Origin of the sequence: Streptomyces sp. NPDC048349 (assembly GCF_040651925.1) — a bacterium.
Lineage (GTDB): Bacteria > Actinomycetota > Actinomycetes > Streptomycetales > Streptomycetaceae > Streptomyces.
In genome coordinates, this window is sequence record NZ_JBEZLA010000025.1 from 79,246 (window position 1) to 91,075 (window position 11,830).

Annotated in this window: 10 protein-coding genes; 7 read left to right on the plus strand and 3 right to left on the minus strand. The window is 73.7% G+C overall.

Going from position 1 to position 11,830, the window contains the following annotated elements:
- The first annotated feature begins 162 nt into the window (after positions 1 to 162).
- From AB0D44_RS16300 to AB0D44_RS16320, 5 genes are all read left to right on the plus strand, one after another.
- Positions 163 to 669: a hypothetical protein gene (locus tag AB0D44_RS16300; RefSeq protein WP_362590524.1), complete on the plus strand. Its 507-nt coding sequence runs from the start codon at positions 163 to 165 to the stop codon at positions 667 to 669.
- A 46-nt stretch (positions 670 to 715) separates the two neighbouring features.
- A complete protein-coding gene (locus AB0D44_RS16305; RefSeq protein ID WP_362590526.1) occupies positions 716 to 1,942 on the plus strand; it encodes an arginine deiminase in 1,227 nt (408 codons plus the stop codon).
- A gap of 167 nt (positions 1,943 to 2,109) precedes the next feature.
- Complete coding sequence (argF, locus tag AB0D44_RS16310; RefSeq protein ID WP_362590529.1) at positions 2,110 to 3,120, plus strand: ornithine carbamoyltransferase; 1,011 nt, start codon at positions 2,110 to 2,112, stop codon at positions 3,118 to 3,120.
- Between the two features lie 113 nt (positions 3,121 to 3,233).
- On the plus strand, positions 3,234 to 4,061 hold the full coding sequence (locus tag AB0D44_RS16315) for an enoyl-CoA hydratase family protein (RefSeq protein ID WP_362590532.1): 828 nt from the start codon (positions 3,234 to 3,236) through the stop codon (positions 4,059 to 4,061).
- Between the two features lie 4 nt (positions 4,062 to 4,065).
- Positions 4,066 to 6,369, plus strand: a complete 2,304-nt coding sequence (locus AB0D44_RS16320; protein ID WP_362590535.1) for a bifunctional salicylyl-CoA 5-hydroxylase/oxidoreductase — start codon at positions 4,066 to 4,068, stop codon at positions 6,367 to 6,369.
- A gap of 64 nt (positions 6,370 to 6,433) precedes the next feature.
- Here the strand turns inward: AB0D44_RS16320 and AB0D44_RS16325 are convergent, their stop codons facing one another.
- The 3 genes from AB0D44_RS16325 to AB0D44_RS16335 form a co-directional block, all read right to left on the minus strand.
- Positions 6,434 to 7,273, minus strand: coding sequence for a GNAT family N-acetyltransferase (locus tag AB0D44_RS16325; protein WP_362590538.1), 840 nt, complete (start codon positions 7,271 to 7,273; stop codon positions 6,434 to 6,436).
- Between the two features lie 106 nt (positions 7,274 to 7,379).
- Complete coding sequence (locus AB0D44_RS16330) at positions 7,380 to 8,201, minus strand: PaaX family transcriptional regulator C-terminal domain-containing protein (protein WP_362590541.1); 822 nt, start codon at positions 8,199 to 8,201, stop codon at positions 7,380 to 7,382.
- 4 nt (positions 8,202 to 8,205) lie between these two features.
- Positions 8,206 to 9,837 (minus strand): AMP-binding protein, encoded by a 1,632-nt coding sequence (locus AB0D44_RS16335; protein WP_362590544.1) that lies wholly within the window; start codon positions 9,835 to 9,837, stop codon positions 8,206 to 8,208.
- A gap of 120 nt (positions 9,838 to 9,957) precedes the next feature.
- On the opposite strand from AB0D44_RS16335, the gene AB0D44_RS16340 reads away from it, so the two are divergent.
- Together AB0D44_RS16340 and AB0D44_RS16345 are read left to right on the plus strand one after the other, a co-directional pair.
- Positions 9,958 to 11,136: an acyl-CoA dehydrogenase family protein gene (locus AB0D44_RS16340; protein WP_362590547.1), complete on the plus strand. Its 1,179-nt coding sequence runs from the start codon at positions 9,958 to 9,960 to the stop codon at positions 11,134 to 11,136.
- Positions 11,133 to 11,531, plus strand: coding sequence for a RidA family protein (locus tag AB0D44_RS16345; protein ID WP_362590550.1), 399 nt, complete (start codon positions 11,133 to 11,135; stop codon positions 11,529 to 11,531). The genes AB0D44_RS16340 and AB0D44_RS16345 overlap by 4 nt, the downstream gene beginning before the upstream one ends.
- Positions 11,532 to 11,830 lie beyond the last annotated feature (299 nt).

Genomic DNA, 11,830 nt, shown 5'->3' on the forward strand with positions numbered 1-11,830 from the left:
CCGGGAGGACCGCGCGCGTAAAGCGAAGGCCCCTGTACGGCCGCGAATTAGGTCGTATGGGGGAACTTTCGCGGAGAACGCCGGGAAAACCACCGGCGGGATCGTTCATCCAGGGCAGCGGACTGTCCGCGACCCTGGAAGGACGGAACATCACTTATGAAGATGACCGCGCGCGGAAGCTTTGCGGCGCTCTTGACCTGTATGGCGGCGGCCGGAGCGGCCACCCCGGCCGTGGCCGACTCGGTCCCGGTCGGAGTCCCGCTGGAGGCCGTGGAGACCACGCTGGGCGTGGACGCCCCCCGCGTGGCCACCGGGGTGCCGGTGCCGGTCGTCGGAGCGCCCGAGGCGCCCCGCTTCCACTCGGGGGACCTGCTCCCGACCCCGCTGCTCCCCCCGGTCCCGATCGCCACCCGGCTCGGCAACACCCTCGTCACCTCGCCCGTGCCGAACGTGCTGGGCGAGCCGTCGACCGACGGCGAGGGCTCCCTGGACGCCCCCGCCACCAGGATGCGCGCCCGGACCCCCGGCGCGGTCCTCGGCCTTCCGCTGACGATGCCGGACGCCTCCAACTCCGGGCTGCCGAACCTGGCCGTGCCCGAGCTGGGCGTGGTCACCCCCGAGCTCGTCGGCGCCCCGACGGCGCTTCTCGGCCTCGGCACCCCCCGCTGAGCAGACGCCACGTCAAAAGGCCGTCCGGTCTGGGAACGTGTACGGCATGGGATTCCATGTCGACTCCGAGACCGGGCGGCTGCGCCGCGTCATCCTCCACCGGCCCGACCTGGAGCTGAAGCGGCTCACACCGAGCAACAAGGACGCGCTCCTGTTCGACGACGTGCTGTGGGTGCGCCGGGCCCGCCAGGAGCACGACGGCTTCGCGGACGTGCTGCGGGACCGGGGCGTGGAGGTCCACCTCTTCGGTGACCTGCTGTGCGAGGCCCTCGAGATCCCGGAGGCGAGACACCTCGTCCTGGACCGGGTGTTCGACGAGAAGGAGTACGGGCCGCTCGCCACCGACCACCTCCGGGCGGTCTTCGACGGCCTGACCTCCGCCGAGCTGGCCGAGGCGCTGGTCGGCGGGATGACCAAGCGGGAGTTCCTGGAGCGGCACGTCGAGCCGGTGTCGGTGCGCTTCCACGCCATGGAGCTGGACGACTTCCTGCTGGGGCCGCTGCCCAACCACCTGTTCACCCGCGACACCTCCGCGTGGATCTACGACGGGGTGTCCATCAACGCGATGCGCTGGCCGGCGCGGCAGCGCGAGACCGTCCACTTCGAGGCGATCTACAAGCACCACCCGCTGTTCACCTCCTCGGGCGCCTTCCACTACTGGTCGCAGGGGCAGGCCGACTACCCCTCGACCATCGAGGGCGGTGACGTGCTGGTGATCGGGAACGGCGCGGTGCTGATCGGGATGAGCGAGCGCACCACCCCGCAGGCAGTGGAGATGCTGGCCCGGGGACTGTTCGCCGCCGGGTCGGCGACCAGCATCGTGGCCCTCGACATGCCGAAGCGGCGGGCGTTCATGCACCTGGACACGGTGATGACGATGGTCGACGGAGATACGTTTACTCAATACGCGGGGCTCGGCATGCTCCGCTCCTACACGATCGAGCCGGGTGCCGGGCCGCACGAGCTGAAGGTGACCGACCACGCGCCGGAGCACATGCACCGGGCCATCGCGGCCTCGCTGGGACTGGACGCGATCCGGGTGCTGACTGCCACCCAGGACGTGCATTCGGCGGAGCGCGAGCAGTGGGACGACGGGTGCAACGTGCTGGCCGTCGAGCCGGGGGTGGTGGTCGCCTACGAGCGGAACGTGACGACCAACACGCACCTGCGCAAGGAGGGCATCGAGGTCATCGAGATCCCGGGCAGCGAACTGGGCCGGGGGCGGGGCGGGCCGCGCTGCATGAGCTGTCCGGTGGAGCGCGATGCCGTCTGACGGGGGACGCTGAAGGGACGCGGAAGGGGCATTCCGAGGAGGTGGACGGCGCCGGGGGGTACGGGGAGGTCGGGGGGAGGTCGGGCCCGCGCCCCCACCTGTATATCAATGCAGAGCATCGTATAGACTTCCAGTATCCCCTGTCACCGTGACGCTGGAGCGACCCCATGGCCCCCGACCTCGCCGGCCGCAGTTTTCTCAAGGAGCTCGACTTCACCGCCGCCGAGTTCCGCGGCCTGATCGAGCTGGCCGCCGAGCTGAAGGCGGCCAAGAAGGCCGGTACCGAGCGGCCCCTGCTCCAGGGCCGGAACATCGCGCTCATCTTCGAGAAGACCTCCACGCGCACCCGCTGCGCCTTCGAGGTCGCCGCGGCCGACCAGGGCGCCCGGACGACCTACCTGGACCCCTCCGGCTCGCAGATGGGCCACAAGGAGTCGGTCAAGGACACCGCGCGGGTGCTGGGCCGGATGTTCGACGGGATCGAGTACCGGGGCGACAGCCAGGCCGCCGTCGAGGAGCTCGCGGCCCACGCCGGGGTCCCCGTCTTCAACGGCCTCACCGACGACTGGCACCCCACCCAGATGCTGGCCGACGTCCTGACCATGACCGAGCACTGCGCCAAGCCGCTGGAGCGGATCGCCTTCGCCTACCTCGGCGACGCCCGTTTCAACATGGGCAACTCCTATCTGGTGACCGGCGCCCTGCTGGGCATGGACGTACGGATCGTCGCGCCGAAGGCCTACTGGCCGGCCGAGCCCGTGGTGGCCGCGGCGCGCGAGCTCGCGGCGCGCAGCGGTGCCCGGATCACCCTGACCGAGGAGATCGCCGAGGGCGTGGCCCAGGCCGACTTCGTGGTGACCGACATCTGGGTGTCGATGGGCGAGCCCAAGGAGGTCTGGGACGAGCGGATCGCCGCCCTGTCCCCGTACGCGGTGACCATGGACGTGCTGCGGGCCACCGGCAATCCGGACGTGCGGTTCATGCACTGCCTGCCGGCCTTCCACGACCTCGGCACGAAGGTGGCCCGGGAGATCCACGAACGGCACGGGCTGGAATCGCTCGAGGTGACGGACGAGGTGTTCGAGTCCGCGCACTCCGTCGTCTTCGACGAGGCCGAGAACCGGCTGCACACCATCAAGGCCGTGCTCGTCGCAACACTCGCGAAGCCGGGCGCATAGCCATACGCGCGGCCCCCCCGCGGCGCAGGGCGAACCGCGCCGCTGTGCCGTGCGGGGGTGAATGTGTCGCGTTTATATGACGACAGTCACGGCGCGGTGATACCGTCGGTCCTGTGAGCCCCTTCACCGGTTCCACGGAAGCGACCGAAAGGTGGCGCCACCTGCGGGTGACCCGACAGGACGGCGTGGCCACCGTCACCCTCGACCGACCCGAAAAACTGAACGCGCTGACCTTCGGCGCCTACGCGGACCTGCGCGACCTGCTGGCCGAACTGTCCCGCGAGCGATCGGTACGCGCCCTCGTGCTCGGCGGCGAGGGACGCGGCTTCTGCTCCGGCGGCGACGTGGACGAGATCATCGGCGCCACCCTCGCCATGGACACCGCCCAGCTCCTCGACTTCAACCGGATGACCGGCCAGGTCGTGCGCGCCATCCGCGAATGCCCCTTCCCCGTGGTCGCCGCCGTGCACGGGGTGGCCGCCGGGGCCGGAGCCGTCCTCGCGCTCGCCGCCGACTTCCGGATCGCCGACCCCACCGCCCGCTTCGCGTTCCTCTTCACCCGCGTCGGCCTCTCCGGCGGAGACATGGGCGCCGCCTACCTGCTGCCCCGCGTCGTCGGCCTCGGCCACGCCACCCGCCTGCTGATGCTCGGAGAGCCCGTACGGGCCCCCGAGGCCGAGCGGATCGGCCTGATCAGCGAGCTCACCGAGGAGGGCAAGGCCCACGCACGGGCCGCCGAACTCGCCGCGCACCTCGCCGCCGGTCCCGCCCTCGCCTACGCGCAGACCAAGGCGCTGCTCACCGCCGAGCTCGACATGCCGCTGGCCGCGTCCGTGGAGCTGGACGCCAGCACCCAGGCCCTGCTGATGACCGGCCAGGACTACGCGGAGTTCCACGCGGCCTTCACCGGGAAGCGGCCACCGGAGTGGAAGGGCAGGTAGCCACATGTCCGCGGACGCCATGCGGGTCGCCGTCGTCGGCGGCGGACCGGGCGGCCTGTACGCCGCCGCGCTGCTGGCCCGCCAGGGCCACCGCGTCGAGGTCTGGGAACGGGGCGCGCCGGACGACACGTTCGGCTTCGGCGTGGTCCTCTCCGACGAGACCCTCGGCGGGATCGAGCAGGCCGACTCCGCGGTGTACGCGGCCCTGAGCGCGGAGTTCGTCCGCTGGGACGACGTGGACATCGTGCACCGCGGACGGCTGCTGACCTCCGGCGGCCACGGGTTCGCCGCCCTCGGGCGGCGCCGGCTGCTGGAGATCCTGCACGAGCGCTGCGCCGGGCTGGGCGTCCGGCTCCGCTTCCGCGCCGAGGCCCCGGACGTGCGCGAGCTCCGGGCCTCCCACGACCTGGTGGTCGCGGCGGACGGGGTGCACAGCGCGATCCGGGAAGCCGGCGCCGCGCACTTCGGCCCGACGCTGACCGCGGGCCGCTGCCGCTACATCTGGCTCGCCGCCGACTTCGCCTTCGACGCCTTCCGCTTCGAGATCGCGGAGACCGAGCACGGGGTGATGCAGCTGCACGCCTACCCGTACTCCCGGCCGTCGCCCGACCACCACCACTCAACGGGGCCCTGCGGGCCGCAGCATCAATGCGGCGCCTCCACGGTCATCGTGGAGATGCGGGAGGAGGTCTGGCGGGCGGCCGGCTTCGACCTCTGCGACGAGACCGAGTCGGCGGCCCGCTGCGCCAAGATCTTCAGCGAGGCCCTGCAGGGGCGGCCGCTGCACGGCAACCGCTCGGCCTGGACCCGGTTCCGCACCGTCGTCAACGAGCGCTGGTCGCACGGCAACGTCGTCCTGCTCGGAGACGCGGCCCACACCGCGCACTTCTCCATCGGGTCCGGCACCAAACTGGCCGTCGAGGACGCCCTCGCCCTGGCCGAGGCGATCCGCGCCGAGCCGGACGTCCCGGCCGCGCTCGCCGCGTACGAGGCGGCCCGGCGGCCGGCGGTCGCCAGCACCCAGCGGGCCGCGGCCGCCAGCATGCGCTGGTTCGAGGAGATCGCCGGATACACCGCCCAGCCGGAGCGGCAGTTCGCCTTCAACCTGCTCACACGCAGCCGCCGGGTCACCCACGACAACCTGCGCCTGCGCGACGAGCGGTTCACGCGGTCCGTGGAACGGGACTTCGGCTGCCCCGACGAGCACACCCCGCCGATGTTCACCCCCTTCACCCTGCGCGGACTGACCCTGCGCAACCGGGTCGTCGTCTCCCCCATGGACATGTACTCGGCCCGGGAGGGGGTGCCGGGCGACTTCCACCTCGTCCACCTGGGTGCGCGGGCGCTCGGCGGGGCCGCCCTGGTCATGACGGAGATGGTGTGCGTCAGCGCGGAGGGCCGCATCACCCCCGGCTGCACCGGTCTCTACACCTCGGAACAGGCCGCCGCCTGGCAGCGCATCACCGACTTCGTCCACACCTCGGCGCCCGGCACCGCCCTCGGGGTCCAGCTCGGGCACTCCGGCCGCAAGGGCTCCACCCGGGTGATGTGGGAGGGGATGGACGACCCCCTCCCGGAGGGGAACTGGCCGCTCGTGGCCGCCTCCGGACTGCCCTACCGGCCGGGCGTCTCCGCCGTCCCGCGCGCCCTGACGCGCCGGGAGATGGCCGCCCTCCGCTCGGACTTCGCGGCCGCCGCGGTCCGCGCCGCCGACTGCGGTTTCGACCTGCTCGAACTGCACTGCGCGCACGGCTACCTGCTCTCCGGGTTCCTCTCCCCGCTGACCAACCGCCGCACGGACGCCTACGGCGGCACCTTGGAGAACCGGCTGCGCTTCCCCCTGGAGGTCTTCGACGCCGTCCGCGCCGTATGGCCCGAGGACCGGCCGATGACGGTCCGCCTCTCGGCCACCGACTGGGCGCCCGGGGGCACGTCCCCCGAGGAGGCGGTGGAGATCTCGGCGGCCTTCGCCGCCCGCGGCGCGGACGCGATCGACGTCTCGACCGGCCAGGTCGTCGCGGACGAGGCCCCGGATTACGGGCGCTCGTACCAGACCCCGTACGCCGACCGGATCCGCAACGCGCTGGGGGTCCCCGTCATCGCGGTGGGCGCCATCTCCTCCTGGGACGACGTGAACTCGCTGCTCCTGGCCGGCCGCGCGGACCTGTGCGCCGTCGGCCGTCCCCACCTCTACGACCCCCACTGGACCCTGCACGCGGCCGCCGACCAGTCCTACGAGGGCCCGGCCGCACCCTGGCCGCTGCCCTACCGGGCGGGCAGCCGCAAACCCCCGACGGGCCGCGGCTGAGGTCCCTCGCGCCGACGGGCCGCGGCTGAGGCCCCTCGCGCCGACGGGCCGCGGCTGAGGTCCCTCACACGGGGACGACCTCGGCGCGGTCCTCGACCGGGATGTAGCCCAGGCGCAGGTAGATGCCGTTGCTCGTCGGGTTGGCCAGGTCCGTGAAGAGCAGGACCTGCGAGGCGCCCGCCGCGTACGCCGCTTCGCTCGCCGCGTGCGTGGCCCCGGCTGCGTAACCGCGGCCGCGGAGCTGCGGCGGGGTGTAGACCGGGCCGACCCGGGCGGTCGAACCGATCGGACGGGAGAACGAGGCGAGCGAGACGGGGGCCCCGGCGTGCTCCCAGAGCAGGAAGCCGCCGTAGGAGATCCGGTCGCGCAGTGCGGCCTCGGAGGCGGGGCTCGGATCGTGCAGCTCCTCGTGGAAGGCCGTGATCCACTCCAGCAGCAGCGGCAGGTCCGCCCCGGTGGCGACCCGGGCCCGCCCGGCGGGCGCGGGATCCGGGGCGACCAGCTCGCCCAGCCGGTAGAGGCGGGTCTCCTCGGTCATGCGGGTGGGCCGGCCCCAGGCCCGGGCCAGGAGCTCCGCGTCCGGGCGGCGGGCGTTGAGGCCGTGCAGCCCGGCGAGCAGCGGTTCGGCGGCGAGCGCGTCCGCCAGCGCCCGGACCGCCTCCGCGGGCACCGCGCCGAGCTGGAGCGGGTGGGGCGGGGTGCACAGCAGGCCCGCGGCGACGGCGCCGTCGGGCCCGGTCCACCAGCCGAAGAACGGCTCGGCGGGCCCGAAGGCATGGGGACCGCGCCGTTCCAGCGCGTCGGCCACGGTCAGCAGGAGGGTGTTGGACACGGGCTGCGCGGCCACGGCCGGGCCCGCCGCGGCGAGATAGGCGGCAAGGTCTGAGGTGAAGGTCCAGGTCATGGCCCATCCTGACGCGGCGCCGGACCCCCGCGCATCCGCATTTACCCCGGCGCCGACGGGACCCGCTGCCGCAGCGGCGGGACCCGGTCCTCCCGTACCCGGCCGGTCACTGCTGCGCGTACCGGGCGCCCGCGTCCCGCAGCCGGGCGTGCAGTTCGGCGAACACGGCCGCCGCGCGGTCGCCCGGCCAGTCCGCCGGGAGCAGGGCGCGCGGCAGGCCCGGGTCGGCGTACGGCAGGCGGCGCCAGCTGTCCAGGACGAGGAGGTAGCCGCGGTAGGCCTCCTCCGGCGTCGGCTCGGGGCCCGACTGCAGGGCGCGCAGGGCGGGTTCGTGGAGGTCGAGGAACTCCTCGTGCTGCTTGGCCAGGGCGGTCAGGTCCCACCAGCGGGCCACGGCCTCGGCGGTCGGGGCGAAGCCCAGGTGGGCACCGCGGAACAGCTCCACGTACGGGGTCAGGTGCAGCCGCTCCAGCGTGTGCTCGGTCTCCCCGTACAGCCGGGCCGGGGCGATCCACACGCCCGGTGCCACCGCGCCGAAGCCGAGCCGGGCCAGCCGGGAGCGCAGTAGGTGCCGCTTGTGCCGCTCCTGCTCGGGGACGGAGAACACGGCCACCAGCCAGTCGTCGGCCTCGGCCGCGGCCCCTGCCCCGCCGGCGGGCTGCCCGTAGATCCGGCGGTCACCGTCGTCCAGCAGCTGCCGCGCCTCCGCGGAGAGCTCGTACGCCGCCGAACCGTCCGCCGCGCGCGCGGGCACGAGGAAGCCGCGCCGCTTCAGCCGGGACACCGACGAGCGGACCGACGGGGCGTCCATGCCGGCCGCGCCCAGCAGGCGGATCAGCGCGGACACCGGGACCGGGCCCTCGAAGGACCGCCCGTAGGCTCCGTAGAACGTGACGATCAAAGATCGCGGAGTGTGCTGCTCGACCACGGCTTCACTCTAGATCCCTGAGCCGGAACCGTTGCAGCTTGCCCGTCGCGGTCCGGGGGAGGGCGGGCAGGAAGACGAAGGAGCGCGGGCACTTGTGGGGGGCCAGCTCGGTCCGCATGAAGGTGCGCAGGTCCTCCTCCGTGAGCACCACGCCCTCGCGCGTCACGGTGTACGCCACGACGACCTGTCCGCGTCGCTCGTCCGGGCGGCCCACCACCGCGGCCTCCACCACGTCCGGGTGGCGCAGCAGCGCCTCCTCGACCTCCGGGCCCGCGATGTTGTACCCCGCCGAGATGATCATGTCGTCGGCGCGGGCGACGTAGCGGAAGTAGCCCTCCGGATCGCGTACGTAGGTGTCGCCGGTCAGGTTCCAGCCGTCCCGTACGTACTCCCCCTGCCGCGGATCGGCCAGGTAGCGGCAGCCGACCGGGCCGCGCACGGCCAGCAGGCCCGGTTCGTTGTCGGCGACCGGGCGCCCGCAGGAGTCCACCACCCGCGCCTGCCAGCCGGGTACCACCCGGCCGGTGGTACCCGGCCGGATGTCCTCGTCGGCGGCGGAGATGAAGATGTGCAGCAGTTCCGTGGCCCCGATGCCGTTGATGATCCGCAGGCCGGTGCGCGCGTACCAGGCCTGCCAGGTCGCGGCGGGCAGGTTCTCCCCGGCCGAGACGCAGCGGCGCAGCGCGGAGAGGTCGTACGCGCCCACGTCGTAGGGGCCCAGCGCGTCCAGCATCGCCCGGTACGCGGTCGGCGCCGTGAACAGGACCGTCACCCGGTGCTTCACGAGCGCGGGCAGCAGGTGGCGCGGGCCCGCCTCCTCCAGCAGGAGCGCGGACGCCCCGGCCCGCAGCGGGAAGACCACCAGCCCGCCCAGACCGAAGGTGAACCCCAGCGGCGGGCTGCCCGCGAAGACGTCGTCCGGGCGGGGGCGCAGCACGCTGCGGGAGAAGGTGTCGGCGACCGAGAGCACGTCGCGGTGGAAATGCATGCACCCCTTGGGCCGTCCGGTGGTCCCGGAGGTGAAGGCGATCAGGGCGACGTCGTCGCAGGAGGTGGGGGCGGCGGGGAAGGGCCGGCCGGCGTGGGCTTCGGCCCGGTGCAGCAGGTCCTCCGGGGCCTCGCCCCCGTACGCGGTGATCTGCAGCCCCGGCACCTCCGCCTTGACCAGGTCGTCCAGTACGCCCACGTGGCACAGGGCGTGGCGCACCCGGGCCATCGCGCAGACCGTGGCGAGCTCCTGGGCGCGCTGCTGCGGCAGTACGGTCACCGCCACCGCCCCCGCCTTGACCACCGCGAGCCAGCAGGCCGCGAGCCAGGGGCCGGTGGGGCCGCGCAGCAGCACCCGGTTGCCGGGGACGACGCCGAGGTCGGCGGTGAGGACGTGGGCGAGGCGGTCCACGCGCTCGCGCAGTCCGCCGTACGTCCACACCTCGCCGGCGGCGCTGCGGAAGGCCGGGCGGTCGGCGCCCCGGGGTCCGAACCGGGCGATGGTGGCGTCGAGCAGCTCGGCCGCGCAGTTCAGGCGGTCGGGATAGGCCAGTTCGGGCAGTTCGAAGAGGAGTTCCGGCCAGGTGTCCGGCGGTGGCAGATGGTCGCGCGCAAAGGTGTCGGCGTGAGCGGAAGGCTTGAGATCCAAGGCGGGTTCGCCCCCTTGCGACGGTCCCGGGTGGGGTGGAGCCGGCCGTGCGGTCGCCACAGCAGCGTATCGTGATGGTGACGGCAGTCAACAGGACGCGATAGAAGCGGGGATGTTCGGATGAACGGATTCGCGCTCGGGGCGGACCAGGAGGAGTGGTGCGGGCAGTTGCGCGCACTGGCGGCGCAGCGGCTGAGGCCGCTCGCCGAGAAGGGGGAGCCGGGCCGGGTCAACCGGCCGCTGCTGGAGGCGCTGGGGGAGCTCGGCCTGCTGGAGCGGGTGTTCGCCTCGGGCGCGCTGGAACTCTGCCTGCTGCGGGAGTCGCTCGCCTACGGCTGCACGGAGGCGGAGACGGCGCTCGCCCTCCAGGGGCTGGGGGCGTACCCGGTGCTGCGGGCGGGCAGCGAGGCGCAGCGCGAGCGCTGGCTGCCGCAGGTCCGCGCCGGACGGGCGGTGGCGGCGTTCGCGCTGAGCGAGCCGGGGGCGGGTTCGGACGCGGCGGCGCTGGCGCTGGCGGCGGTCCCTGACGGAGGCTCCGGTGGGTCCGGTGGGTCCGGTGGGTCCGGTGGGTCCGGAGGTTCCGGCGGCGGCTGGCGGCTCAGCGGCGAGAAGTGCTGGATCTCCAACGCCCCGGAGGCGGACTTCTACACGGTGTTCGCCCGGACGGGGGAAGGGCCGGGGGCCAAGGGGGTGTCGGCGTTCCTGGTGCCGGCGGACCGCCCCGGGCTCACCGGTGAACCGCTCGACATGCTGTCCCCGCACCCCATCGGCTCCCTGGCCTTCGACGGTGTCCGCGTCGGCCGCGAGGACCTGCTCGGTGAGCCGGGGCAGGGCTTCCGGGTCGCGATGGACACGCTGAACCTGTTCCGGCCGAGCGTCGGCGCGTTCGCGGTCGGCATGGCCAGGGCCGCGCTCGACGCGACGCTCGCGCACACGGCGGACCGGACCGCGTTCGGGGGGCGGCTGAGCGACCTCCAGGCGGTCGCGCACCGGGTGGCCGAGATGGCCACCCGCACGGAGGCCGCCCGGCTGCTGGTGTACGCGGCGGCCGGGGCCTACGACGGGGGCTCACCGGACGTTCCGCGCCGTGCGGCGATGGCGAAGCTCCTCGCCACGGAGACCGCCCAGTACGTGGTGGACCACGCGGTCCAGCTGCACGGGGCGGTCGCCCTGCGGCGCGGGCACCTGCTGGAACACCTCTACCGGGAGGTGCGGGCGCCCAGGATCTACGAGGGGGCCAGCGAGGTGCAGCGCACGATCATCGCGAAGGAGCTGTACCGGGGGGTGGGCGCACGATGAGCCTGGAGCGGATCAACCCGGCCGAGCTGTCGCCGCCGACGGGCTTCTCGCACGCGGTGGCGGCGACCGGTTCCCGGCTGGTGTTCCTGGCCGGCCAGACCGCGCTGGACGGGTCGGGGAAGGTGGTGGGGCAGACCCTTCCGGAGCAGTTCGAGCGGGCCCTCGCCAACTTGCTGACGGCGCTGGAGGAGTCCGGCGGAGCCCCGGGGGACCTGGCCCGCGTCACCGTCTACGCGGTGGACGTGGCGGCGTACCGGGACTGCGCCGGGGAACTCGGCCGGATCTGGCGGAGGCTGGCGGGCCGCGACTATCCGGCCATGGCCGTCATCGGCGTGGCCCGTCTGTGGGACGAGCAGGCCCTGGTCGAACTCGACGGCGTGGCCGTGCTGCCGTAGCCGGCGCCCCCGTTGCGTCTGTGGGGCGCCGCTGCCGGGGCTCCGCCCCCAGACCCCCGCGCCTCACACGCCGGCGGCGGGGCCGGATCCGGCTGAGCAGCGCGCACATGAGCCGCCGACGGGGCCGGATCGCCGCGCAACGGCAATCTCGGCCCCGCCGGCGCGAGGGGCGCGGGTCGGGGCGAGCCCGGTTTCCCCAGCCACCTAGGGGGTGTCTGACGGAGGTCCGCGGCGTCGCGGTGCCCGGCACGCACTCTCGCCGCACCGGCCGAAAGCCCAAGTACGTCCAGTACAGGGGC